At 65.6% G+C, this 23,802-nt stretch carries 22 protein-coding genes; 15 read left to right on the top strand and 7 right to left on the bottom strand.

Annotated features, from left to right (window positions below):
• Positions 1-298 precede the first annotated feature (298 nt).
• The 4 genes from BLT16_RS06440 to BLT16_RS06425 all read left to right on the top strand — a co-directional run bounded on the left by BLT16_RS06440 (position 299) and on the right by BLT16_RS06425 (position 4,561).
• A complete protein-coding gene (locus BLT16_RS06440) occupies positions 299-1,489 on the top strand; it encodes a cupin domain-containing protein (protein WP_089657716.1) in 1,191 nt (396 codons plus the stop codon).
• Positions 1,486-1,917: a GNAT family N-acetyltransferase gene (locus BLT16_RS06435; RefSeq protein ID WP_089657715.1), complete on the top strand. Its 432-nt coding sequence runs from the start codon at positions 1,486-1,488 to the stop codon at positions 1,915-1,917. The genes BLT16_RS06440 and BLT16_RS06435 overlap by 4 nt, the downstream gene beginning before the upstream one ends.
• Before the next feature lie 369 nt (positions 1,918-2,286).
• Positions 2,287-3,885: an isocitrate lyase gene (locus BLT16_RS06430; RefSeq protein WP_089657714.1), complete on the top strand. Its 1,599-nt coding sequence runs from the start codon at positions 2,287-2,289 to the stop codon at positions 3,883-3,885.
• Positions 3,886-4,093: 208 nt separating this feature from the next.
• On the top strand, positions 4,094-4,561 hold the full coding sequence (locus BLT16_RS06425; RefSeq protein WP_089657713.1) for an outer membrane lipoprotein: 468 nt from the start codon (positions 4,094-4,096) through the stop codon (positions 4,559-4,561).
• Positions 4,562-4,636: 75 nt separating this feature from the next.
• Here the strand turns inward: BLT16_RS06425 and BLT16_RS06420 are convergent, their stop codons facing one another.
• Positions 4,637-4,921, bottom strand: a complete 285-nt coding sequence (locus BLT16_RS06420) for a hypothetical protein (RefSeq protein ID WP_089657712.1) — start codon at positions 4,919-4,921, stop codon at positions 4,637-4,639.
• 284 nt (positions 4,922-5,205) lie between these two features.
• Here BLT16_RS06420 and BLT16_RS06415 point away from each other — a divergent pair, with 284 nt between their 5' ends.
• Complete coding sequence (locus BLT16_RS06415) at positions 5,206-5,688, top strand: FKBP-type peptidyl-prolyl cis-trans isomerase (RefSeq protein WP_089657711.1); 483 nt, start codon at positions 5,206-5,208, stop codon at positions 5,686-5,688.
• Between the two features lie 62 nt (positions 5,689-5,750).
• Here the strand turns inward: BLT16_RS06415 and nikR are convergent, their stop codons facing one another.
• Complete coding sequence (nikR, locus tag BLT16_RS06410; RefSeq protein WP_089657710.1) at positions 5,751-6,167, bottom strand: nickel-responsive transcriptional regulator NikR; 417 nt, start codon at positions 6,165-6,167, stop codon at positions 5,751-5,753.
• Positions 6,168-6,272: 105 nt separating this feature from the next.
• On the opposite strand from nikR, the gene BLT16_RS06405 reads away from it, so the two are divergent.
• Genes BLT16_RS06405 through BLT16_RS06385 form a run of 5 tightly spaced genes read left to right on the top strand, consistent with a single transcriptional unit; the run spans position 6,273 to position 11,135 of the window.
• The gene (locus BLT16_RS06405) at positions 6,273-7,868 is read left to right on the top strand and encodes an ABC transporter substrate-binding protein (protein WP_089657709.1); all 1,596 of its coding nucleotides are present in this window, start codon (positions 6,273-6,275) and stop codon (positions 7,866-7,868) included.
• On the top strand, positions 7,859-8,839 hold the full coding sequence (locus tag BLT16_RS06400; protein ID WP_089657708.1) for an ABC transporter permease: 981 nt from the start codon (positions 7,859-7,861) through the stop codon (positions 8,837-8,839). Before BLT16_RS06405 ends, BLT16_RS06400 begins: the two co-directional genes overlap by 10 nt.
• Entirely contained in the window at positions 8,836-9,684 is an 849-nt protein-coding gene (locus BLT16_RS06395) for an ABC transporter permease (RefSeq protein WP_089657707.1), read from the top strand. The genes BLT16_RS06400 and BLT16_RS06395 overlap by 4 nt, the downstream gene beginning before the upstream one ends.
• A gap of 31 nt (positions 9,685-9,715) precedes the next feature.
• Complete coding sequence (locus BLT16_RS06390) at positions 9,716-10,525, top strand: ATP-binding cassette domain-containing protein (protein WP_089657706.1); 810 nt, start codon at positions 9,716-9,718, stop codon at positions 10,523-10,525.
• On the top strand, positions 10,518-11,135 hold the full coding sequence (locus BLT16_RS06385) for an ABC transporter ATP-binding protein (protein ID WP_089657705.1): 618 nt from the start codon (positions 10,518-10,520) through the stop codon (positions 11,133-11,135). Before BLT16_RS06390 ends, BLT16_RS06385 begins: the two co-directional genes overlap by 8 nt.
• Here BLT16_RS06385 and BLT16_RS06380 read toward each other — a convergent pair.
• The gene (locus BLT16_RS06380) at positions 11,114-11,752 is read right to left on the bottom strand and encodes a CDP-alcohol phosphatidyltransferase family protein (RefSeq protein ID WP_089657704.1); all 639 of its coding nucleotides are present in this window, start codon (positions 11,750-11,752) and stop codon (positions 11,114-11,116) included. The genes BLT16_RS06385 and BLT16_RS06380 overlap by 22 nt on opposite strands.
• Positions 11,752-13,950: an FAD-dependent oxidoreductase gene (locus BLT16_RS06375; protein WP_422717918.1), complete on the bottom strand. Its 2,199-nt coding sequence runs from the start codon at positions 13,948-13,950 to the stop codon at positions 11,752-11,754. Before BLT16_RS06375 ends, BLT16_RS06380 begins: the two co-directional genes overlap by 1 nt.
• Positions 13,951-14,108: 158 nt before the next feature.
• On the opposite strand from BLT16_RS06375, the gene msrA reads away from it, so the two are divergent.
• Together msrA and azu are read left to right on the top strand one after the other, a co-directional pair.
• On the top strand, positions 14,109-14,717 hold the full coding sequence (gene msrA, locus BLT16_RS06370) for a peptide-methionine (S)-S-oxide reductase MsrA (protein WP_089657703.1): 609 nt from the start codon (positions 14,109-14,111) through the stop codon (positions 14,715-14,717).
• Between the two features lie 116 nt (positions 14,718-14,833).
• Positions 14,834-15,283, top strand: coding sequence for an azurin (gene azu, locus BLT16_RS06365; protein ID WP_089657702.1), 450 nt, complete (start codon positions 14,834-14,836; stop codon positions 15,281-15,283).
• A 15-nt stretch (positions 15,284-15,298) separates the two neighbouring features.
• Here the strand turns inward: azu and BLT16_RS06360 are convergent, their stop codons facing one another.
• Positions 15,299-16,489, bottom strand: coding sequence for an MFS transporter (locus BLT16_RS06360; protein WP_089657701.1), 1,191 nt, complete (start codon positions 16,487-16,489; stop codon positions 15,299-15,301).
• 87 nt (positions 16,490-16,576) lie between these two features.
• Between BLT16_RS06360 and BLT16_RS06355 the strand changes: the two genes are divergently transcribed.
• Positions 16,577-17,467, top strand: a complete 891-nt coding sequence (locus tag BLT16_RS06355; RefSeq protein WP_089657700.1) for a LysR family transcriptional regulator — start codon at positions 16,577-16,579, stop codon at positions 17,465-17,467.
• Here BLT16_RS06355 and BLT16_RS06350 read toward each other — a convergent pair.
• Both BLT16_RS06350 and BLT16_RS06345 read right to left on the bottom strand, forming a co-directional pair.
• Complete coding sequence (locus tag BLT16_RS06350) at positions 17,455-17,925, bottom strand: C40 family peptidase (RefSeq protein ID WP_340148248.1); 471 nt, start codon at positions 17,923-17,925, stop codon at positions 17,455-17,457. The two genes, BLT16_RS06355 and BLT16_RS06350, sit on opposite strands and share 13 nt — an antisense overlap.
• A 384-nt stretch (positions 17,926-18,309) precedes the next feature.
• On the bottom strand, positions 18,310-20,769 hold the full coding sequence (locus BLT16_RS06345; protein ID WP_089657698.1) for a DUF1266 domain-containing protein: 2,460 nt from the start codon (positions 20,767-20,769) through the stop codon (positions 18,310-18,312).
• 168 nt (positions 20,770-20,937) lie between these two features.
• Here BLT16_RS06345 and BLT16_RS06340 point away from each other — a divergent pair, with 168 nt between their 5' ends.
• A complete protein-coding gene (locus BLT16_RS06340; RefSeq protein ID WP_089657697.1) occupies positions 20,938-22,389 on the top strand; it encodes an NAD-dependent succinate-semialdehyde dehydrogenase in 1,452 nt (483 codons plus the stop codon).
• 33 nt (positions 22,390-22,422) lie between these two features.
• Complete coding sequence (gabT, locus tag BLT16_RS06335) at positions 22,423-23,721, top strand: 4-aminobutyrate--2-oxoglutarate transaminase (protein WP_089657696.1); 1,299 nt, start codon at positions 22,423-22,425, stop codon at positions 23,719-23,721.
• Positions 23,722-23,802: the final 81 nt, after the last annotated feature.

Below are 23,802 nucleotides of genomic sequence, written 5' to 3'. Positions count from 1 at the left end.
GAGACAGGCCGTAGAGGGGGTTTTTGCCATGGATGGCAAAAGGTAGCGTACAGGAACGTATTCACAGCGCCCCCTCGCAGGCCTGTCGCCGGGTCAGCCGCGGGACAGCATAAGCGGCGCCGGGGACAGGCCATAGAAGGGGTTTTTGCCAGGGATGGCAAAAGGTAGCGTACAGGGAGGTATTCACAGCGCCCCCTCGCAGGCCTGTCGACGGATCAGCCGTGGGACAAGATGAGCGGCGCCGGGGACAGCCGCGACGCCTGCCCGCGGCTTCACACTTTGCAACGAGGTACGACGCATGTCCTCCGATACCCCGCGACAACTGCTCGGCGGTCTCACCGCCAGCGAGTTCCTGCGCGACGTCTGGCAGCAGAAACCGCTGCTGATCCGCGGCGCCCTGCCCGACCTCGAATGCCCACTGAGCCCCGACGAACTGGCTGGCCTGGCCTGCGAGGAAGGCATCGAGGCTCGCCTGGTCGAAGAGCATGGCCGCGATGGCCCTTGGCAAGTCCAGCACGGTCCCTTCGACGATGCCACCTTCGCCGCCCTGCCCGACGAGGACTGGTCACTGCTGGTCCAAGCCGTGGACCACTATGTGCCCGAGGTCGCCGCGCTGCTCGATCACTTCGACTTCCTGCCACGCTGGCGCCTCGACGACATCATGATCAGCTATGCCCCGCCCGGCGGCAGCGTAGGCCCCCACGTCGATCACTATGATGTCTTCCTGCTCCAGGCCAGCGGCCAGCGTCGCTGGCAACTGGGCGGCAGGGTCACCGACGATGCCCCGATCATTGATGGCATCGACCTACGCATCCTCGAGCGCTTCGACGTCACCCCCGGTGATGACTGGGTCCTCGAGCCCGGCGACATGCTCTACTTGCCCCCCGGCTGGGCACATCACGGGGTCAGCGATTCCGACGACTGCATGACCGTCTCGGTAGGCTTCCGCGCCCCTTCCGCCGACGAAGCAGTGACCTCCTATGCCGACTACGTCGGCGAGACGCTGCCCGCCTCGCAACGCTTCAGCGACGCCGGCATGCCCCTCCCCGCCGATCCCGGCGAGCTCAACGATGCCGCGCTGGAGCGTATGCGCCGGCTGATTCTCGACAGCCTCGACGACCCCGCCCAACTGGCACAGTGGTTCGGACGCGCGATGACCCAGCCCAAGTACGTCGACCAACTGGTGCCCGCCGACGAACCCATCGACATCGAAGAACTTGTTGCGGCACTACACGACGGCGAGGAGCTGGTGCGTAGCCTGGGGTCGCGCTTCGCCTGGCGAGCGCTCGACGCTGAGCGTGCCACGCTGTTCGTCGACGGCGATGGCCTGTCCTGCTCACTACCGCTGGCTCGGACGCTGGCGTCGGATGCTGCACTGGACGCTACACTGCTCGAATTCGACGGCGCCGCCGAGCTGCTCGCGCTGCTGCATGACCGTGGTAGCCTAAGCTGGCCCCAAGAGGACGATGACGACGAGGATGACCAATGAGTGACGCCATCAGCATTGAACAGGGTGACTGGGAAGAGCTCGGCAGCGAGGCCGGCGAGATACGCCGCATCGTATTCATCGTCGAGCAGCAGGTGCCCCAGGAGGAGGAGTGGGACGGCCGTGATGCCTTCTGCCTGCACTTCCTGATCCGCCACCAGGGGCGCGCGCTGGGCACCGCCCGACTGTTGCCGGACGGCCATCTGGGTCGGGTGGCCGTCCTCGAAGAGGGGCGCGGCCTGGGTCTTGGCCGACGCCTGGTCGAAGCCGCCATCGAGGCGGCACGCAGCCAGGGTCACGCCCATCTTGAGCTGGCCGCCCAGCTGCAAGCGATCCCCTTCTACGAGCAACTCGGCTTCAGCGCCTATGGCGACGAATTCCTCGACGCCGGCATTCCGCACCGCAACATGTCCCTCCCCCTAGGTGATTGATTCACCTGCGCCTTTCTAAAATCCGGAAAGTTGACTACAGAAAGCGAGCTATTCCTGGCTCGCTTGTAGTCATACTACAACCTCTTCTGCCGCTAAGTAATGATTGTTGAGGCCAGTATTCATGGGCCATAGTTCCATTACAGGCAAACATTAAAACGACTGTTTCAATGCTTCTTGTAGTCGCCATTAAACATTCGTTTTATATCGGCGCCTGATACGACCAAGGCAGTACAGACAGCGTTAATGGCCTGGTCAATGCTGAAACAACTTCGCAGGTGCAGCATAGAAGACGAACGCCAAGGCACCCGGTGAAGTCGACCAAGCCAATAGCGTGATACTGCAGCGCAATAGACGAGAAAGGACGGCCCCATGTCAGCTTACCAAGACGACCTCAACACCATCACTCGACTACGTGACGCCCAGGGCGGCAAGTGGGATGCCATCAATCCCGAGTATGCCGCGCGCATGAAAGCCCAGAACCGCTTCAAGACTGGCCTCGACATCGCCCGCTATACCGCTGGCATCATGCGTCAGGACATGGCCGACTACGACGCCGACACCAGCCAGCACACCCAGTCGCTGGGCTGCTGGCACGGTTTTATCGGCCAGCAGAAGATGATCGCCATCAAGCGCCACCACGGCACCACCAAGAAGCGCTACCTGTACCTGTCGGGATGGATGATTGCCGCGCTGCGCTCCGAGTTCGGCCCGCTGCCCGACCAGTCAATGCACGAAAAGACCTCGGTCCCGGCGCTGATCGAAGAGCTCTACACCTTCCTGCGTCAGGCCGATGCTCGCGAGCTGGGTCATCTGTTTCATGAGCTGGATGATGCCCGTGCCAAGGGCGATGACATCACCGTGCGCGCCGTGCAGAAGCGCATCGACAACTACGAAACCCACGTGGTACCGATCATCGCCGACATCGATGCCGGCTTCGGCAACGAAGAGGCGACCTATCTGCTGGCCAAGCGCATGATCGAAGCCGGGGCCTGCTGCATCCAGCTCGAGAATCAGGTCTCCGACGTCAAGCAGTGCGGCCACCAGGACGGCAAGGTTACCGTGCCCCATGAGGACTTCCTGGCCAAGATCAACGCCGTGCGCTATGCCTTCCTCGAACTCGGCGTCGACGACGGCGTGATCGTGGCGCGCACCGACTCCCTGGGCGCCGGTCTGACCCAGAAACTACCGGTGAGCAAGGAGCCGGGGGACCTCGCCGCGCAGTACAACAGCTTCCTCTACACCACCCCGATCGACTCCATCGACGACGTGCGCGAAGGCGACAGCGTGGTCAAGCTGGACGGAGAGCTACGCAAACCGCTGCGCCTGGCCAACGGCCTCTATCGATTCCGTTCGGGCACCGGCGAGGACCGCGTGGTACTGGACTGCATCACCAGCCTGCAGAACGGTGCTGACCTACTGTGGATCGAGACCGAGAAACCCCATGTCGGCCAGATTGCCAGCATGGTCGACCGCATCCGTGAAGTGGTGCCGGATGCCAAGCTGGTCTACAACAACTCGCCGTCGTTCAACTGGACCTTGAACTTCCGCCAGCAGGTATTCGACGCCTGGCAGGCCGAGGGCAAGGATGTATCAGGCTACGACCGCGATCAGCTGATGAGCGCCGAGTATGACGCCACTGAGCTGGCCAAGCTGGCCGACGAATGGACGCGCAACTTCCAGCGCGATGCGGCGCGTGAAGCGGGTATCTTCCACCATCTGATCACCCTGCCCACCTACCACACCGCGGCGCTATCCACCGATGAACTGGCCAAGGGCTACTTCGGCGAGGAGGGCATGCTGGCCTACGTCGCTGGTGTCCAGCGCAAGGAAATTCGCAGCGGCCTGGCCTGCGTCAAGCATCAGGACATGGCTGGCTCCAATATCGGCGACGACCACAAGGAGTACTTCTCCGGCGCCGGGGCCCTCAAGGCCGGCGGCAAGGACAACACCATGAACCAGTTTGGCTGAGGCAAAGCCAAGGCAAGCAGCTCGCATGGCACGACAGTGATTGGGGAGGCAGCCGCCTCCCCTTTTTTGTGCCTTTCCTTATTGTTTGTCGATTGGAGGGCCTACACTAGGGGCACTCGAGCGTATAGCGCTGGTCGAAGCGGGAAAGTAGGCTTAAACTCGCTGAAAACGCCGTTTTTTAATCTGTTTGATCATTGGAGGAGCTCCCATGAAACGTCTTCTTCCCGTCGTTGCCTTGGGCATACTGACACTGGCCGGCTGTGCCAACACCGCGCCCTATGGCGGCGATGTATACCGCGGCAGCCAGGCCCAGACCGGCCAGAGCGTTGCCTACGGCACCATCACCGCACTACGCCAGGTGCAGATCCAGGCCGACAGCCCGCAGGGCAACGTGATCGGTACCGTCGGCGGCGGGGTGATCGGCGGGCTGCTCGGTAGCCAGGTCGGCGGTGGCTCCGGGCGCCAGCTGGCAACGGCCGCGGGTGCCATCGGCGGTGCCGTAGCCGGCTCGCGTACCGAGGATGCGGTCAATCGCACCCGTGCCTGGGAAATGGAGGTACGCCGTGACAACGGCGAAAGCGTGGTCGTCGTTCAGCGCGCCGACCGCAACTTCCAGGTCGGCCAGCGGGTTCGCCTGATCGGCAGCGGTGCCAGCATGAGCGTAGCGCCCTACTGATACGCTCTCCTACGCAAAAAGGCTCGCCTACTGGCGAGCCTTTTTGCGTTGCGTATTAGCCAAATGCCTGTCGGCTCAGTGCGACTTGGCCTTCTTCATGGCCCAGCACAGCAGCCGTTTGGCGATCCACGCCACCAGCGCGATGACCAGCAGCGTCAACAGCATGTCCACCGGGCGCACCAGGAACGTCGCACCCAGCACTGCCACTGCCGGGCACCATACCCAGCGATCATCGCTGTCGCTGCGCAGCGCCTCAGGCAGCACGCTCGCCAATAACGGGCTCAGGGTGGCCTCCCAGCCGCGCAGGCTCAGAAAGAGGATAGCGGCAAATCCTATCAGCCAGATAATGGTCACGGTCATCGGCAATCTCCATCATTGATTATCGGTGGAAGGTCCAGGCGCAGAGTTAAATGGATCATCAGGGTAAAACATGCCGGCTGCGAAAAGTACCCGCTATTGGCCGCACACCGTGGCGCCATCTCAACGCCGCGCACGGCCGGCCGCCAGCCCAGGGCGGCTCGCTGCGGCCTTGAGCGTCAGTCATGATGGGCAATCGAAACCTGAAAAAATTCCCTGCGCCCCTGACAGCCCCCCAACCGGCACGTTACCATTATCAAGACATGCACTCACCGAAAGGTTCATCAATGCAGATTGCGCAGAACTCCGTTGTCGCGTTTCACTACACCCTGACCAACGACGCAGGTGAGGTGCTGGACAGCTCGGAAGGCCGCGACCCGCTGACGTATCTCCATGGCGCTGGCAACATCATTCCGGGCCTGGAAAAAGAGCTGGAAGGCCGTGAAAGCGGTGAGAAGCTGCAAGTGACCGTGCAGCCGGCCGAAGGCTACGGCGAGAACCAGCCGTCGCTGGTACAGGAAGTCCCGCGCGATGCCTTCCAGGGCGTCGAGAGCGTCGAGCCAGGGATGCAGTTCCAGGCGCAGACCCAAGGCGGCCCGCTGATGGTCACCGTGACCCAGGTCGAAGGTGATACCGTGACCGTAGATGGCAACCACCCGCTGGCCGGTCAGACGCTTAACTTCGACGTCGAAATCGCCACGGTACGCGAAGCCAGCCAGGAAGAGCTAGAGCACGGCCACGTGCACGGCGAAGGTGGCGTGGAGCACTAATCGCTCTCAACGTCGTCGCCTTCCCTACGCGCGGGGCAGCCATTGGCTGCCCCGCGCGCATTTCAAGACTCGTCTGCGTCCTGCTGTGGCACCAGCACTAGTTGACCGTGACGCACACTGCGCTCGGCGATCACCTCGCTGGCGAACGCCTGCACCTCACGCCCTTGCCCCTTGAGCACCGCCACCTCCAGGCAGCTGTGGTGGTCGAGATGCACGTGCAGGGTCGAGACGGTCAGGTGATGATGCGCATGCGAGTGGTGGGTCAGACGCTTGGCCAGCTCTCGTGCAGCGTGATCGTAGACATACACCAACGCCCCCACACAGGGCTGCTCGGCGTCGCCGTCGAGGGCCGTCTCCTTGATCCCGGCCCGCGCCAGGTCACGAATCGCCTCGGAGCGATTCTGATAACCGCGCTGGGCAATCAATCGATCCAGATCCGCCATCAGGCCATCATCCAGGGTCACCGTTACCCGCTGCATTACTCCCTCCTTACCTCGTGTCGCTCGCTGCACGAGTATGATGTTATTGGCTAGACTTCATACGATTTCGACTTTAGGGTAAAGAAAAAACCCAAGGACCCTATGATGACGCTATTGTGCCGCCACTGGCTGGCCGCCGCGGCGCTTGCCGCGCCCCTCGCGCTCCCCCCCCTTGCCGCTCAAGCGGAGACGTCGCTGGTGATGGCCATCGGCGGAGAGCCAGCGGACGGTTTTGATCCGCTGCTGGGTTGGGGCCACTACGGCCACCCGCTGTTCCAGTCGACGCTGCTGAGACGTGATGCCGACCTGGCGACCCAGCCCGAGCTGGCCAGGGAGTGGACGCTATCCGATGATCGGCTGCGTTGGACCCTCACCCTGCGTGATGATGTCACTTTCAGCGACGGCACGCCGCTAACCGCCGAGGACGTGGCGTTCACCTTCAACGCCGCTTCCCGCAGCGGAGGCCGCGCCGACCTCAGCGTATTGGCCCATGCCGAAGCCCTCGATGAGCGGCGGGTAGCGCTGACCCTCGAAGAGCCCCGGGTCACCTTCATGGACACTTTCTATACCCTGGGCATCGTCCCCGCCGCGGAGCGTGATAACGGTTACCACGACGGCTATGGACGTGCGCCGCTGGGATCCGGCCCCTATCGGCTGGTGGAGTGGCAGGAGGGCGAACAGCTGATCGTCGAGCGCAACCCCCATTACTACGGCGAGACGCCCGCATTCGAACGCCTGGTATTCCAATTCACCGGCGAGGATACCACGCTAGCCGCGGCCAATGCCGGCCGCCTGCACCTAGCCTCAGTCCCCCCGGCGCTAGCCGTCCAAGCACCCCACGGGATGCAGCGCGTTGCCATGCACAGCGTCGACAACCGCGGCATCCTGTTCCCGATGCAGCCGGCACGCGGCGAGGCCAGCGACAGCGGCGCCCCGATCGGCAACGATGTCACCGCTGACCCGGCGATCCGCCGCGCGGTCAATCTCGCCGTCGACCGCGAGCTGCTGGTCGACGTCGCCCTGCACGGCTTTGGCCAGCCGGCCTTCGGCCCCGCCGATGGGCTGGCCTGGACCGACCCGACCGAGCGCTTCGATGACGGCGACCTGGCAGCCGCCGCCGAGCTGCTCGACGCTGCAGGCTGGCAATTGGAGAGCGATGGCCTGCGCCGCCGCGACGGCCAGGCGGCGCGCTTTCGCCTCACCTACCCGGCCGGCGATACCACCCGCCAGCTGCTCGCCGAGAGCGTCGCCGAACTGCTGCGTCCGCTGGGCATCGCGATCGAGCCGAGGGGTCGCCACTGGGACGAGATCCGTCGCGAGGCACTGCATCAGGATGCCATCCTGTTTGGCTGGGGCAGCCACAGCCCTCAGGAGATCTACTACCTCTATCACAGCCAGTACGCCGGCCAGGATTATTACAACAGCGGCTACTACGCCAACCCAGCGGTTGACGCCCACCTAGAAGCAGCCCAGGCCGCCGAGGGCTTCGAGGCCTCGCTGCCCCACTGGCGCGCGGCTCAGTGGGACGGCGATACCGGCTATGGCATGCGCGGTGACGCCGCTTGGGCCTGGCTGGTCAACCTCGAGCATCTCTACTTCGTCGACGACTGCCTCGATCTGGGCGAACTAGGTATCGCCCCCCACGGTCACGGCTGGCCGATCACCGCCAATCTGCTCGACTGGCAGTGGCAGTGCGATTGATCGCGCCACTGACGCGGCGGCTGCTTCGCCTGGTCGCGGTGCTCGGCGTAGTGGCGCTGGCCGCCTTCGGCCTAATGCAGGCCTCGCCCATCGACCCGGTGGACGCCTATCTGGGACCTCAGGTCGCCCAGGTCAGTCCCGAGCAGCGCGCGCTTATCGCCGAGCGCTGGGGCGCCGATCAACCAGCGACGCAGCAGTTCCTGCACTGGCTCGGCAACATGCTGCGCGGCGAGCTTGGCTGGAGCCGGGTCTACAACGCCCCGGTCAGCGAGGTGATCGGGACTCGCTTCATGGCCTCGTTGCCGCTGCTGGCCAGCGCCTGGCTGGGCGCCACGCTGATCGGTTTCGCCCTCGGCGTGATCGCCGGTACCCGTGAAGGCGGCTGGGTGGATCGCTGGATTTGTCGCTACGCCTACACGCTGGCCTCAACGCCGACCTTCTGGCTGGCGATCCTCGGCCTGCTGCTGTTCTCGGTGACCCTGGGCTGGACGCCGGTGTGCTGCGCGGGTCCCGCTGGCGTGACCCGCGATGAACTGAGCCTCGCCACCCGCCTGCATCACCTGCTGCTGCCAGCGCTGACCCTGTCGCTTCTGGGTGTGGCCCAGATCACCCTGCACACCCGCGCGCGCATGCTTGAGCTGATGCGCTCCGAGGTGGCCCTGCACGCCCTGGCCCAGGGTGCCAGCCGGCGGGATGTGGCCTGGCGACATGGCGCGCGTCACGCCTGCCTACCGGCCTTGACGCTGGCGTTCGCTTCACTCGGCGAGCTGTTCGGCGGCTCGATGCTGGTCGAGCAGGTGTTCTCCTATCCCGGTCTGGGCCGTGCCACGGTGGAAGCCGGCCTGCGCAGTGACGTGCCGCTGCTGCTGGCCATCGCACTGTTCACCGCGCTATTCGTCAGCGTCGGCAATGCCCTCGCCGACGGCCTCTACCGCCTGGTCGACCCGCGCCTGCGCCAGGTGCACCCATGAGCGCCACGCCATCGCCGCGGCTGGCCCTGCGTGGTAACCCGCGCCTGGGCCTGGCATTGGGTACCCTCACCCTGCTGGTTGCCCTCGTCGCGCTGCTGATCGTTACCCCCCAGCTCGCCGAACGCGCCGGCGCCAGCGACTTCCAGGCGCGCCTGCTGGCACCGACAACCGACTACTGGTTCGGCACCGATGTACTCGGCCGCGACCTCCTGGCGCGCACCCTGCAGGGCCTGGCGCTGAGCCTGTGGGTAGGCGCCGCGGCGGCGTTGCTGGGCACCCTGATCGCCCTTGGCCTGGCAGCCCTGGCCTGCCTCGACCGCCGCGCCGATGCGGTAGTGGGGCTGCTGGTCGACAGCGTACTGGGGCTGCCGCATCTGATTCTGCTGATGCTGATCGCCTTCGCCCTGGGCGGTGGTACCCAGGCGGTGATTATCGCCGTGGCACTGACCCACTGGCCGAGCCTGACCCGGGTACTGCGCGCCGAGCTGCTGCAGCTGCAGCAGGCCGACTATGTCCGCCTGTCGCGGCGCTTCGGCAAGTCGCGTGGCTTCGTGATCTGGCACCACCTGCTGCCAGCGCTGCTGCCGCACTGCCTAGTCGGCGGGCTGCTGCTGTTTCCCCATGCGATCCTGCACGAGGCGGCGCTGACCTTTCTCGGCTTTGGCCTCAGCCCGGGACAGCCCGCCATCGGCGTGCTGCTGGCCGAGTCGATGCGCTATCTCAGCGCCGGCTACTGGTGGCTTGGGGTCTTCCCCGGGCTCGGCCTGCTGCTGTTGGTACTGGCCTTCGACCGGCTGGGCAATGCCCTGCGGCGACTGCTCACCCCGCACGAGGCCCAGCAATGACCCTGCGCTCAACCATCCGTGGAGTGTGACCATGCTCGAGATCGACCACCTCGCCCTCGACTTCCTGCGCTACCGCGGCCTGTGGCAACGCGAGGCAGTTCCTTGCCTGCGCGACGTCTCCCTCAGCCTGGTCCGCGGCGAGGTGCATGCGGTGGTAGGCGCCTCGGGAGCCGGCAAGAGCCTGATGGCCCAGGCGATCATCGGCCTGCTGCCCGGCAACGCCCGGCTGCGCGGAGAGCTTCGGCTAGACGGCGCCCCCCTCGACGCACCGCGCCAGGCAGCGCTGCGCGGCAAGCGCCTGGCGCTGATTCCCCAGTCGCTGGCAGCACTCGACCCGCTGGTGCGCAGCCATCGTCAGGTTACCTGGGCAGCGCAGCGCGCCGGGGTTAGTGCCCCGCGAGCTGCCGCCGAGCGAGCGTTGACCGAGGTCGGCATGGTCGGCGACAGTGCCCGCCGCTACCCCCATCAGCTCTCCGGCGGCATGGCGCGCCGGGTGCTGCTGGCCATGGCCACCGCCGGCGAGGCCGACTGGCTGATCGCCGATGAACCCAGCGTCGGCCTCGATCCGGCCCATCGCGACGGCGTGCTCGACCAGCTGCGGCGGCTCGCCGACGCCGGCAAGGGCGTGCTGCTGATCACCCATGACCTGCGCCACGCGCTGAGCGTGGCCGACCGGGTCACGGTGTTCCACGCCGGCACCACCCTGGAAACCGCCCCGGCCGATGCCTTTCAGGGTCGCGGCAAGGCGCTGGCCAGCGGCTATGCGCGGGCGCTATGGCGCGCCCTGCCCGACAACGACTTCGCTCGACCGCCGGTCCATGAGGTCGCCCCGCTTGCTTGAAGCACACGACATCACCCTCGGCTACCGCCCCGGCGTCAGCGTGCTGCGCGGCGTGTCGCTGCAGCTGGCTGCGGGAGAGTGGCTGGGTCTCAGCGGCGCCTCGGGGTCCGGCAAGTCGACGCTCGGCCGGGCACTCGCCGGACATCACACGCTGCGCAGTGGCTCGCTGCAGCTCGACGGCGCGCCGCTGCCCCGACATGGCCTGCACCCTGTACAGTGGCTACCCCAGGTGCCGGAGCTGGCGGTCAATCCGCGCTGGCGCATCGGCCGTATTCTCGCCGAGGCCTGGACGCCCGACGCCGCGCTGCGCCAGCGCTTCGGCATCGGCGACGACTGGCTGGAACGCTATCCCCACGAGCTGTCCGGCGGCGAACTGCAGCGGGTGGCGGTGCTGCGCAGCCTGGCACCTGGGGTGCGCTACCTGATTGCCGACGAGATCTCCTCGATGCTCGACGCCATTACCCAGGCCGAGCTATGGCAGACGCTGGCCGAGGTCGCCGAGCAGCGCGACCTCGGTGTGCTGGTCATCGGCCATGACCGGGCGCTGCTGAAACGGCTCTGCCAGCGGCGCCTATGGCTGGAGAACGGTCAGCTCTGCGCCGAGGCCTGAGCCTCACGTGCCCGCAGGGTGCGATAGCCGCCCCACAGCCGGGTGGCGGTGGTGATCAGGCAGGCCAGCGCAAACAGGCTGGCCAGCAGCGCAAAGTGCTGGGGAAACAGGCAGAACAGCACGAAGGCGAGCACGGTCTCGGTGCCCTCAGTGAGTCCGTGCAGATAATAGAACGCCTTTGATGCGAAGCGCGGCCGTTCGAGCTGATGCTTGGCGGCCATGATCGCGAAGGCCAGAAAGGAGGTCCCGGTACCGATGAAGGCGAACAGCAGCAGCGCCGCCGCCAGGGCATTGGTCGCCGGGTCAGCCAGCGCAAAGCCCAGTACCACCGCGGCGTAGAAGACGAAATCCAGGCCGATATCCAGAAAGCCGCCAGCGTCACTTGAGCGCCCGGTGTGGCGCGCCAGGGCACCGTCGAGCCCATCGCCGAGACGGTTGAACAGAATCACCGCCAGCGCCGCGGCGTACCACTCCAGCGCCAGCAGCGGCAAGGCCAGCATCCCCACCGCGAAAGCCACCACGGTGACCTGATCCGGGCGAATGCCGTACTGCGCCAGCACGGCGGCGATCCGTGCCAGCGGTGCCTGGGTCAACGGCATGGTCCAGCGGTCGAGCATCAGGGGCGCTCCTCGTGGGTGTCGATCAGGTGCAGGCGACCGCTACGCCGTCTCCAGCCGAAGTAGCGCGCCAACCAGCCAAGCAGCCGCTCTGGTTTGTGGGCGTTCTTCCACAGTCCGGCGCTGGCCTTGGCCGCCTCCGAGTAGCTCGGGTAGGGGTGAATCGTCGCCAGCAGCTTGTTGAGGCCGATATTGCGCGTCATCGCCAGAGTGAAGGTGGCCAACAGTTCACCGGCACCATGTCCGACCACGCTGGCGCCGAGAATCCGGTCCTTGCCGGGTACCGTCAGCACCTTGACGAAGCCGCGGTCGTGGCCGTCGGCGATGGCGCGGTCCAGCTCGGAGAGTTCGTAGCGGGTCAGTTCATAGGCAGTCCCGCGGGCCTTGGCCTCGCGCTCGCTGAGCCCGACCCGCGCCACCTCGGGGTCGCTGAAGGTCACCGCCGGCAGCGCGCGATAGCTGACCGAGAAGCGCTTGAGCTCGCCAAACAGCGCGTTGACCGTGGCATGCCAGGCCTGATGGGCGCTGGCGTGGGTCAGCTGATACGGCCCCACCACGTCGCCGCAGGCCCAGATATTGGGGTGCAGGCTGCGCAATGTGTCGTCGACATCCAGGGTGCCGTTGCTGCGAGTCGCAATGCCCAGCGCCTCCAGCCCCAGCCCCTCGACGTTGGCTTGGCGCCCCACCGCCATCAGCAGGCGGTCGAACACGATGCGCGACCGGCTGCCGTCGGCGCGCTCGATCACCAGTACCTTGGCCTGCGGGCCATGGCTGGGGCCAGGCTCCACCGCCAGCGCCCGGCAGCCCAGGTGCAGCCCCACGCCCTCCTCGCGCAGCGCGCCTTCGAGGGTCTCGGCGACGTCGCGATCCTCCCGCGGCAGCAGCTGAGCCGCCTCTTCCACCAGATGCACCCGGCTGCCCAAGCGCGCGAAGCTCTGGCCCAGCTCGCAGCCAATCGGCCCGCCGCCAATCACCACCAGCCGCTCCGGCAACCGCTCGAGCTGCCACAGATTGTCGGAGGTCAGGATCTCCTCGGCGTCGATACCCGGCAGCGGCAGCACACGCGGCCGCGCGCCGCTGGCGATGATGACATGGCGACTGGTCAGCACCCGTTCGCCGACGCGCACCTCCCAGGGCGTCTGCAGGCGCGCCTCGCCGTGCACCACATCGACGCCCAGGCCGCGATAGCGGGCGGGGCTGTCGTGGGGGGCGACCTTGGCGATGGCATCGTGCACATGGGCCATCACGCCGCGGACGTCCACCTCGGGCTCGCCTAGATGGACCCCGAAACGCTTGGCCTGACGCGCTTCGTGGGCGGCACGGGCGGCGCGAATCAGCGCCTTGGAGGGCACGCAGCCGGTATTCAGGCAGTCGCCGCCCATCGCGTCACGCTCCACCAGCGCCACCCGCGCCTTGACCGCTGAGGCGATATAGCTGGCCACCAGGCCCGCCGAGCCGGCACCGATTACCACGACGTCATAATCGAAGCCCTGGGGACGATGGTACGCCTTGGCCAGCCGGTGGCGTTTGATGGCATCCACCACCCAGCGCGCCACAAGAGGAAACAGCCCGATCAGCACGAAGGAGACGATCAGCGTCGGCGATAAAATACCCGACAGCGACTCGAGACTGCCGAGCTCGCGCCCGGCGTTCACGAACACCGCAGTGCCTGGCAGCATGCCCAGCTGGCTGACCCAGTAGAAGGTCACCACCTTCATCCGCGTCAGCCCCATCACCAGGTTGATGACAAAGAATGGGAACAGTGGAATCAACCGCAGGGTGAACAGGTACAGCGCCCCTTCTCGCTGGATCCCGCGGTTGATGCTGTCGAGCTGGGCAGCAAAGCGCCGCTCCAGCGGGCCGCGCGCCAGGGTGCGGGCAATCACAAACGCCAGGGTCGCGCCCAGGGTGCTGGCAAAGGAGATGATCAACAGCCCCCAGCCGAAGCCAAACAGCGCGCCGCCTAACAGCGTCAGCAACGTCGCCCCGGGGAGCGATAGCCCCGCCATCAGCGTATAGAGCAGAAAGAAGCCGCCGCCCACCAGCAGCGGCCGTTCACCGAACCAGCGCTGGAATTCGGTTTGATTGGCCTTGAGGTTGTCGAGGGTCAGCCACTGATGGGCGCCGCTGATAAAGAAGGCTGCCACCAGCAGCGCCACACTCACCAGGATCCACAGTCGTCGTTGTGCCAAGCTCATCTCTCCATGATCGGGATATCCGCCTGGGCCAGGCGGTGCGATAGCCCTTCCGTCGCCACCGCCTGCGCTTCCTTACACGGTGGCACCGCAGCCATCTCGGGAACCCCTGTGCCATCAGGCCATCAAAGCAGGCATCGCTCCGCAACCGGTCAATTACCATGCCATCGATTCGTCCGCTTCGCTACGCCCTGTTCGCGCTGCTGCCGCTTGCCGCCCACGCCGAAGAAGCCAACCAGTCAACCGCCGAAGCGGTATTTGGCGGTGGCTGCTTCTGGTGCGTGGAGGAGTTCTTCGATGCCGTCGACGGGGTAGTCGCCACCACCTCGGGCTTCAGCGGCGGCCACGTCGAGAATCCCAGCTATGAACAGGTAGTCGGCGGCGGCACCGGGCATGCCGAGGTGGTCAAGGTCGAATATGATCCGAGCCAGGTCGACTACGAGACGCTGCTGCACGTGTTCTGGCGCAATATCGACCCCTTCGTCGAGGACCGTCAGTTCTGCGACGCCGGCGAGGCCTACCGCAGCGCGATCTTCACCGCCAGCGACGAGGAGCGTGCCCTGGCCGAGGCTAGCCGAGATGCGGTGGCCGAGCGCTTCGACCGCGTCATTGCCACCGAAATCAACGACTTCGAGACGTTCTACGCGGCGGAGGACTATCACCAGAACTACTATCAAGAGAACCCGCTGCGCTACCGCTTCTACAAGTCCGCCTGCGGGCGTGAGGAACGCCTAGAAGAGATCTGGGGCGATGAAGCCGGCGGCCTGTAGCCGCTCGCGCGGCTGACATGTGACGATTCACCGCACTCGGGATCGCCACTCGGGTAGAACACTGCCTTACTAATGTGATTGAATCTCATTGTCTTTCACAAGCAAGGGAGTAGCCGATGATTCGTCCAATGGTAGCCGCCGCATTGCTCGGTCTGCTGAGCCTACCGGCCCTGGCCGATGAGTGTAGCGCCGTGGTGGAATCCAACGACCAGATGCAGTTCGATACCGATACTCTCGAGATCAGCCAGAGCTGCGATACCTTCACCCTCGAGCTGGAACATGTCGGCAGCATGGGCGTCGAGACCATGGGCCACAACTGGGTGCTGACTCGGGAAGCAGACATGGCCGACGTCGCCGAGGCGAGCATGGCGGCCGGTCCGGAGAACGACTATATCGTTCCCGACGACGAACGCATCATCGCCTATACCGAGATGATCGGCGGCGGCGAAAGTACCTCGGTGACCTTCGATGTCGATGAACTCGACGGCGACGACAGCTATGTCTTCTTCTGTAGTTTCCCCGGGCACTCGGGCATCATGCGCGGCGCCGTCACACTGGTCGACTGATCTTCAAGGCGTCAATCAAGGAGCGTGCGCGGCGCGCTCCTTGATCCCTAGCCAACCAGCCAATCCCAGGGTTATCGCCAGCACCAGCCATGAGGCCAGCGCCACCCCCCACCACTGGGCCAACTGCCAGAATGGCTCCAGATAGAAGCCCCCAAGGCTGGCGCCGACGTAGTAGAACACCAGGTAGAGCGCCGAGGCGCTACCGCGTGCGGCTTTGGCCTGGCGCCCGACCCAGCTCGAGGCCGTCGAATGGGTGAAGAAGAAGCCGAAGGCGTTGACGGTCAGCCCGACGATGATCGCGACCAGCGAATCGGCCAGGGTCAGCACCGTACCCACCGCGAAAATCGCGATGCCCAGCATCATGCAGCGCGGTTGAGAGAGCTGCTGAGCGGCGCGCCCCGACAGCGAGGCGCCCAGGGTGCCACCGAGGTAGGTGACGAAGATCATCCCCAGCCACTGAGTCGCCAAGCCGTAGGGCGCCTCACTCAGGCGAAAGGTGATGTAGCTGTACTGGTTGATGAAGATCAGAAAATTGAGCCCGCCGATCAGATAGGCCCCGAGCAGCAGCGGATTGCGCAGATGGGCAGTGATGGACCCCAGCGCCGCCGCCAGGCGAAACGGCTTTGGCTCGAAGTGGCGCGACGCCGGCAGCAGCTTCCAGAACAGCGCCACACACACCACGCTGACCACGCCGACGGTAGCGAAACTCGCCTGCCAGCCGCCCAAGTCGGCGGCGAAACCGCCCATCACCCGACCGCCGATGCCACCCAGGGTGTTGGCGCTGATATATAGGCCCACCGCCAGCATCAGCCCGCGCCTGTCGAACTCATCACCCATCCAGGCGATCGCCACCGCCGGCAGACCACCGAGCACAAAGCCCTGCACGGCCCGCAGCAACAGCAGCGTGTGGTAATTGGGTGCCAGCACCAGTCCCAGGCTGCACAGAGTGGTCAACACCAGGGTCACCAGCATGATACCGCGCCGGCCAATTGCATCGGAGAGGGTGCCGAACACCAGCAACGCCAGCGCTAGCGTGAGCGTCGACACCGACATCACCAGCCCCGCGGCCAGGGTCGAGATCCCGAACACCTGGCGCAGCTCGGGCAGCAGCGGCTGCGGCGCATAGAGATTAATGAACACCGTGAAGGATCCCAGGCAGAGCGCCAGGGTGGCACGCCACCAGGCGCGACTATGAGCTTCGATCATGGACGTCTCCGAGTGGGAGGGGCATGATCAATGCCTCGGACCAATAAGCCAAACAGCATCTTTTGATAACCGCCATCGGATTTTCTTATGAGCCTGCCCTTCGACCTGCGCGCGCTGCAGTGCTTCGTCAGCGTCGCCGACCATCGCGGCTTCAGCGCCGCCGCCCGCGAACTGCACGTGGCACAGTCGGCGATCAGCCAGACCGTCGCCAATCTCGAAAAGCGCCTCGAGCTGACCCTGTTTCATCGCCATGAACGGCGTATCAGTCTCACCGCCGAAGGCGAGGCACTCTACGTCCACGCCACGTCACTGCTCGAACGCGCCGAGGCGGCCCATCTGGCAATGCGCGAGCTGCATGGTCTGGTCAAGGGCGAGGTGCGCATCGGCATCCCCTCGATGCTCGGCTCCTACTACTTCCCACCACTGCTGATGGGCTTCAAGGCGCGTCATCCCGGTATCCGCCTGACGGTGGTGGAGGCCGGCACCCGACGCCTGCAGCGCATGATCAATGCCGGCGAGCTGGATCTCGGCGTGGTGATCGATGACGCGACTAGTCAGGGGCTGGAGCGACGCCGCTTCCTGCGCGAGGAGATGGTGGTGTGCGTGCCGGAGGATCACCCCTTCGCTGGACGTGCGAGCGTCTCGCCTGAGGACTTCTTCGGCGAGCCACTGGTGCTGTTTCAGGATGGGTACTTTCACCGCGAGTTCGTCGACGCCCTGGCCGATGCGGGGGGCCACCAGGCCGATGTGGCCTTTCAGTCGAACCTGATTCCGCTGACCAAGGCCATCGTCCGCCAGGGGTTCGGCATCACCACCTTTTTGCGCCGGGTGATCGACGAGCCGGGGCTGGCGGCAGTGTCGTTCGCCCCTCCGGCGTGGCTCGAGCTATCGCTGGCTTGGGCTCGCGGCAGCGGCCTGTCGCGGGCCGAGCAGGCATTCGTCGACTTCGTCCTTGAACATCCCGATCAGCCGCGCTGAGTCCAGGCGGCACGCTGTGCCAGCTGGTTTTGCTCCATCGGGCGCCGCGATTGCCAGTAGTGGCGCTGCCAATAGGTGTTATCGATCTCGGAGAGGATTACGCCCTGGGAGGTGGACGCGTGCAGGAAGTAGCCGTCGCCGACATATACCCCAACGTGGTTATAGGGGCCTGGCGGGCGGAAGAACACCAGATCGCCAGGGCGCAATTCACTACGCTCGATGCGGCTACCCTGCAGCGCCTGGGACTCGGTGGTTCGCGGCAGATCCATGCGGAAGCTGTCGTTGAAGACATGTTGCATCAGCGCCGAACAGTCGATGCCAGCCTGACCTTCGCCGCCGAGCCGATAGGGCGTGCCGACCCAGCGCTCGTGCTGCGCCAGTAGGGCCTGGCGCACCAGCGCCGGCGACGGCCGTTGGAAACTGCGTAGTTCACGGATCGGGTTATCGACCGGGGACATCAGGGGATCATGATCGAGAGACGGCAGTGACGAGCTGAAGTACTCAGCGGGCGGCTCTTCCTGCGGTGTTCCAGCACAGCCAGCCACGATACTGAGAAGCAGACATACGCCAGCGATACGCAACATTCCAGCGACCTCGTTCACGAATACGCGAACCGCGCTTCGCCTCCATCACGCGTATCGACGCATGTCGGGGGGCAGTGTGACGTCGCTGTGGAAGTGGTGCCCAGGGCGCATGCCCGACGTACCACGTCCATAGCGGCCTGTCAGCGGTCCGATGCCAAAGGGAAGTCAGGCGCCTGACAGGAAGCGCCTGTTGACAATAACCTAATGAATATAATCTATGTTATGGCACTTGGCGACAGCCGAGAAGGTAACGTTTCGTTAATGAAGGGTGCGCGCATCCCCCGGCAGCGTATCAATATGCATCGGCGCCCAGTGGCGCGGACGCGCACCGGGGAAGTCGAGACTCGCCCAGGCGCCAGCCAGCGGCGGTGCGCCGGTGAGCCAGGCGACCAGCGCCTCGCGGAAACTGGCGAGAAAAGCCGGGCGCTCATCCGTCTCGCCCATGAAGAACGAAAAGCCGGCGTACAGGCCTCGCGCATAGGCCGACCAGCCACCATAGTGCTCGGTCGCCAGGCGCATGGCGCGTTCCAGCACCGCGGCGAAGGCCGCCTCATCCAGCCAGTTCAACTGGCGGGCAGCAATCGCCAGATCTACTGCCTGGGCAATGTCCCAGGCCGTCATGTCGATGTCGTTGCAGCCATCCTCATTGTCGCGCACACGCGCCAGCCGTAGCAGGTGGTTGCGCTCCTCCTCGCCGCAGTCGTCGGACTCCAGGGTGGCGATTTCGGAGGCCAGGCGCGCGGCATTGAGGGTATAGGGGGCGTAGTTGATCTGATACTCCTGACGATCACCGGAGCCGAGCAGGAAATCCAGAAACTCGGCCACGCCCTCGGCGCTGTGCAAGCCATAGTGACCGTCGAGCCACTCGCGGATCGCTTCGCACTCGCGCGGGCTCTCAGGCAGCGGGTCGCTCCAGGCACTGGTATTGAGCGGCCCGACCAGGGCCAGCGCGGTGAAGCGCGGCAGGCTGGGGCGATCACCGGGTTCTTGCCAGGCCCCCGGTTTCCAGTCCAACCAGTGGAAGGGACTGCCAGGATCATCGCGATGCCAGCAGATCTCGTGACTCAGCAGTGGCCCCTCGCCGTCGGGGAGCACACTTTCCCAGGCGGCCCAGGCGCTCAGCAAGCGCCGCGCGTCGGGATAGAAGCGGCATAGCACGCAGCGCAGCGACTCGGCCTGGGCGGCCAGCGACGCGGCGTCGAACTCACCACTGTCCATGGTCATCTGAAGGTAGAAAGCGTACTTCTCGGCCATGTGGATGGTGGCCGCATGGCGGCTGCAGTCGGCCAGGGCATTGCGCTGGGCCAAGGCCACTGCCGACGGCTCGCCAAAGGGGGTGCGGTTTCTGGGCAGCGCCGCATGGCTGGCATCGGCGGCCAGCTGGTTGAGATGGTGTGCCTGGGCCGGCAACCAGTAGCGCCGCAGGCCGTCGGCACCATCGTCGGGGAACAGCCCCAACGTCTCACGCAGGTAGCTGCGGGCGTCGTCGCGCCGCGCCGCACTCACCGGCGGCGCAATCCCCTGGCGATACAAGAGGTCCGGTTCACGGATCGAGGCCAGCGCCAGCACCCAGTGATGCGGCTCACGGCGCCAGGCACGCATCGCCGCGCGGCTACGCTGGCGCAGCGGCTCCTCCAGCAGGTCGCCCAACGGCTCACGCCAGGGACTGACCGGCGACTGCAGCAGCAGCCCCCAGTCGCGGGGTACCTCACCGCAGCGGTCGCGCCCGTCGAACAGGCTGCGTCCACGCTGGTAGGCGTGGATCAGCGCCATCCAGTCGCTATAGCGTCGCGATAGCAGATCCAGGGCATGTGCCGCAACGTCCTCGGCCTCCTCCTGACTGAGCCACTCCAGACACCAACCGGCGTGCGCCAGCTCGACCAGTCGCAGCCAGTCCCAGGCCGCCCACTCCAGCGGTTCGCCGCGGGTCAGGAAGGTCAGCAGTACATGGCCGTAGGGCTCGGCGCCCTGCAGCCCGGCCAGCCACGCCTGTCGCTGGTCGGGGCCCTGCTCTAGCAGGCGACTGGCGTCAAGGTCCCAGCCGTAGCGATCCCCCTGCCCGGACAGCCACAGCATCAGGCGAATCAGTTCATCACGATCATGGACCTGCCATACCTCGCCGAGCCAGGCAGCGACGTCGGGCCAGTCGAGTCCCGGGCTAGGCGGCAACGCCAGGGTCGGGGCGAAGGCAGCGCGCAGACGCCACACCGCCTCTCCCGGCGCGCTTGGCCACAGGGGGGCCGGCGAGTCGCGCTGCGCCAGGCGTGCAACGAGCATCTCCCAGGTCACGCCATCGCCATCCTGCTCGAGGCGTGCCAACGCCTCACAGGCCTCATAGAAGCCATCGTCGCCACGCACCCAGCCCTCACCGCTGCGGATCGCGAGCAGCGCCTTGAGCCAGTCGTCGAGGTCGCCATAGTGAGCGCAGATGTCATCGCCCAGGTGCCTGACCCAGGCTCTTGCACGCTCGCCAGGCAGCCACCCTGCCGCTGCCGCCAGCGCCAGCAGCTCCAGGGCATCGAGCTGACTCAACGCATTGGGTGGGCCAGGGGGAAATGCCTCGAGCAGTCGCCAGCCAAGCTCGCTGCGATCCTCGACCCCGAGATATACCAGCCGTTCGGCGGCCAGCTCTGCCGACACCGCCGTCGGGTCGGGCTCGAAGGCCCAGCCGCACAGCACCAGTTGTTGAGCCCACCAGGCATTAAGGGGATCGACCAAGACTCACCTCGACATGACGAAAGACGGCAATGCATAAATCGGCGCCCAGTGTAGCCGAAAGCACTCAGGGCGCCGATGGGTCTAGGTTAATTGAGCGACATGTGTTTTATATATTGCACGACACGTCAATTATGATAACAATCGGAGCATCGACACTCAGGAGGCAGCATGCCCACGTACCCACTCCCCGAACTGACCATCGACAAGGCGTACATCGGCGGTGAATGGCGCCATGCCGACCGCCGCTTCACGGTAACCAACCCCGCTAACGGCGAGGTGCTTGCCGAGGTACCCGACCTGGATGCCGATGCGGCGCGCGACGCCGTGGCCGCCGCCGAGGCAGCCTGGCCGGCGTGGCGCAAGACCCCGGCCAAGCAGCGCAGCGCCCTGCTGCGCGCCTGGTTCGAGGCGATCATGGCGCATCAGGAGGACCTGGCACGGCTGATGACCCTCGAGCAGGGCAAGCCGCTCGCCGAATCCCGTGGCGAAGTCGCCTACGGCGCTGCCTTCATCGAGTTCTACGCCGAAGAGGCCAAGCGCATGGCCGGCGAGACCCTGCCCAGTCACGGCGCCGACAAGCGCCTGCTGGTGATGCGCGAGCCGATCGGCGTGGTCGCTGCCATCACCCCGTGGAACTTCCCGTTGGCGATGATTACCCGCAAGTGCGCCCCGGCGCTGGCCGCCGGCTGCCCGGTAGTGATCAAGCCCGCCGAGGCCACCCCGCTGACCGCCCTGGCCCTGGCCCGGCTCGCCGAGCAGGTCGGCTTCCCCGCCGGCCTGCTCAACGTGGTCACCGCCAGCCGCCCCGCCGCCATCGGCGAGGTACTGACCACCGACCCGCGGGTACGTAAGGTCTCCTTTACCGGCTCGACCCCGGTGGGCAAGAAACTGCTGGCGCAGTGCGCCGGCACGGTCAAGAAGGCTTCCATGGAACTGGGTGGCAACGCCCCCTTCATCGTCTTCGATGACGCTGACCTGGATGCTGCGGTAGAGGGCGCCATCGCCTCCAAGTTTCGCAATGCCGGCCAGACCTGCGTGTGTACCAACCGCTTCCTGGTTCAGGACGGCGTCTATGACGCCTTCCTCGAAAAACTCGCCGCCCGGGTCGCCGAGCTCCAGGTCGGCAACGGTCTCGATGAGGGCGTGGTACAGGGCCCACTGATCAACGCCGCCGCGGTGGACAAGGTCCAAACTCACATCCACGATGCCCTCGAGAAGGGCGGCCGGCTGATATGTGGCGGCGAACCCCACGCCCTGGGCGGCACCTTCTTCCAGCCCACCGTAGTGGCCGACGTCACCGACGCGATGCGCGTGGCCCGCGAGGAGACCTTCGGCCCGCTGGCCCCGGTATTCCGCTTCGACACCGACGAGCAGGCCATCGCCATGGCCAATGCCACCGAGTTCGGTCTCGCCGCCTACTTCTATGCCCGCGACTATCGGCGCATCTGGCATGTCATGGAGGGCCTGGAGTATGGCATGGTAGCCGTCAACGAGGGGCTACTCTCTACCGAACTTGCGCCCTTCGGCGGCGTCAAGGAATCAGGCCTGGGCCGAGAGGGATCACACCACGGCCTGGATGACTTCACTGAGCTAAAGTATGTGTGTATTGGCGGCCTGTGAGCGCCCCTTATCCACTATCCAAGGAGTGACATGATGACTAACGCAGAGCTCAACGACCTCAAGCAGCGCTACGTGGCCAGCGGTGCGGCCAGTCCCGCCACGGCCTTCGCCGACCGCGCCGAGAACGCCCAGGTGTGGGACGCCGATGGCAATCGCTTCGTCGACTTCGCCGGCGGCATCGGCGTGCTCAATATCGGCCACCGCCACCCCAAGGTGGTCGGGGCGGTCAAGGCACAGCTCGACCGCGTGATGCACACCTGCCAGACCGTGATGCCTTACGAGGGCTATGTGAAGGTGGCGGAGAAACTCAGCCAGATCACCCCGGTACGCGGCCATGCCAAAGTGATGCTGGCCAACTCCGGCGCCGAGGCGCTGGAGAACGCCGTCAAGGTGGCCCGCGCCGCCACCGGCAAGAACAACGTGATCTGCTTCGACGGCGGCTATCACGGCCGCACCTTCATGACCATGGCCATGAACGGCAAGGTCGCGCCCTACCAGACGGACTTCGGCAGCATGCCGGGCAACGTCTTTCGCGCGCCCTTCCCGGTGCCCTATCACGGTGTCAGCGAGGATGAAGCGCTGCGCGGCCTGAAGATGGCGCTCAAGACCGATGCCAATCCCAAGGATACCGCGGCGATCGTACTCGAGCCGGTACTCGGCGAGGGCGGTTTCTACCCGGCGCCGACCAGCTTCCTCAAGGCGATCCGCGAGATCTGCGACGAGCACGGCATCCTGATGATCATCGACGAAGTACAGTCCGGCTTCGGTCGCACCGGCAAGATGTTCGCCATCGAGCATAGCGGCGTCGAACCGGACATCATGACCATGGCCAAGAGCATGGCCGATGGCATGCCGATCTCTGCGGTAGTGGGTACCGACAAGGTGATGGACGCCTCCGGCGGCAACTCGCTGGGCGGCACCTACACCGGCAGTCCGGTCTCCTGCGCCGCGACCTTGGCGGTGCTCGAGGTGTTCGAGCAGGAAGGGATCCTCGACAAGAGCAACGCCCTGGGCGACAAGCTGGCCAAGCGCTTCGCCACCTGGCAGCAGGATTTCGACTGCATCGACAACGCCCGCAACATGGGCGCCATGGCGGCCTTCGACCTGGTATCCGACAAGGCCAACCACACGCCGGACGCCGACCTGGCCGCGGCGCTGTGCAAGAAAGCCCGCGAGAACGGCTTGATCCTGCTCTCCTGCGGCATGTACGGCAACACCATCCGCTTCCTGATGCCGGTGACCATCGAAGACGAGATCCTGGAAGAGGGACTGTCGATCATCGAATCCTGCCTCAAGGAACTGGTCGGCCAAAAGGCCGACGCCACCGCCTGAGGTCGATCATCCGGTAGTTAGACCCAACCGCCCGGCCAACCACAGTCGGGCGGTTTTTTTGGTGATATCCTTGGCCAGATG

The sequence above is a fragment of the Franzmannia pantelleriensis genome, assembly GCF_900102875.1.
Classification (GTDB): Bacteria; Pseudomonadota; Gammaproteobacteria; order Pseudomonadales; family Halomonadaceae; genus Franzmannia; species Franzmannia pantelleriensis.
The sequence above is the reverse complement of the archived record's forward strand: the minus strand, read 5'-3'. Positions and strand labels throughout refer to the sequence as shown.

Bases quoted from the DNA above. Each gene is read 5' to 3' on its own strand.
- BLT16_RS06440 (WP_089657716.1), top strand. From the start codon at position 299: ATGTCCTCCGATACCCCGCGACAACTGCTCGGCGGTCTCACCGCCAGC.
- BLT16_RS06435 (WP_089657715.1), top strand. From the start codon at position 1,486: ATGAGTGACGCCATCAGCATTGAACAGGGTGACTGGGAAGAGCTCGGC.
- BLT16_RS06430 (WP_089657714.1), top strand. From the start codon at position 2,287: ATGTCAGCTTACCAAGACGACCTCAACACCATCACTCGACTACGTGAC.
- BLT16_RS06425 (WP_089657713.1), top strand. From the start codon at position 4,094: ATGAAACGTCTTCTTCCCGTCGTTGCCTTGGGCATACTGACACTGGCC.
- BLT16_RS06420 (WP_089657712.1), bottom strand. From the start codon at position 4,921: ATGACCGTGACCATTATCTGGCTGATAGGATTTGCCGCTATCCTCTTT.
- BLT16_RS06415 (WP_089657711.1), top strand. From the start codon at position 5,206: ATGCAGATTGCGCAGAACTCCGTTGTCGCGTTTCACTACACCCTGACC.
- nikR (WP_089657710.1), bottom strand. From the start codon at position 6,167: ATGCAGCGGGTAACGGTGACCCTGGATGATGGCCTGATGGCGGATCTG.
- BLT16_RS06405 (WP_089657709.1), top strand. From the start codon at position 6,273: ATGACGCTATTGTGCCGCCACTGGCTGGCCGCCGCGGCGCTTGCCGCG.
- BLT16_RS06395 (WP_089657707.1), top strand. From the start codon at position 8,836: ATGAGCGCCACGCCATCGCCGCGGCTGGCCCTGCGTGGTAACCCGCGC.
- BLT16_RS06390 (WP_089657706.1), top strand. From the start codon at position 9,716: ATGCTCGAGATCGACCACCTCGCCCTCGACTTCCTGCGCTACCGCGGC.
- BLT16_RS06380 (WP_089657704.1), bottom strand. From the start codon at position 11,752: ATGCTCGACCGCTGGACCATGCCGTTGACCCAGGCACCGCTGGCACGG.
- BLT16_RS06375 (WP_422717918.1), bottom strand. From the start codon at position 13,950: ATGAGCTTGGCACAACGACGACTGTGGATCCTGGTGAGTGTGGCGCTG.
- msrA (WP_089657703.1), top strand. From the start codon at position 14,109: ATGCCATCGATTCGTCCGCTTCGCTACGCCCTGTTCGCGCTGCTGCCG.
- azu (WP_089657702.1), top strand. From the start codon at position 14,834: ATGATTCGTCCAATGGTAGCCGCCGCATTGCTCGGTCTGCTGAGCCTA.
- BLT16_RS06360 (WP_089657701.1), bottom strand. From the start codon at position 16,489: ATGATCGAAGCTCATAGTCGCGCCTGGTGGCGTGCCACCCTGGCGCTC.
- BLT16_RS06355 (WP_089657700.1), top strand. From the start codon at position 16,577: ATGAGCCTGCCCTTCGACCTGCGCGCGCTGCAGTGCTTCGTCAGCGTC.
- BLT16_RS06350 (WP_340148248.1), bottom strand. From the start codon at position 17,925: ATGTCCCCGGTCGATAACCCGATCCGTGAACTACGCAGTTTCCAACGG.
- BLT16_RS06340 (WP_089657697.1), top strand. From the start codon at position 20,938: ATGCCCACGTACCCACTCCCCGAACTGACCATCGACAAGGCGTACATC.
- gabT (WP_089657696.1), top strand. From the start codon at position 22,423: ATGACTAACGCAGAGCTCAACGACCTCAAGCAGCGCTACGTGGCCAGC.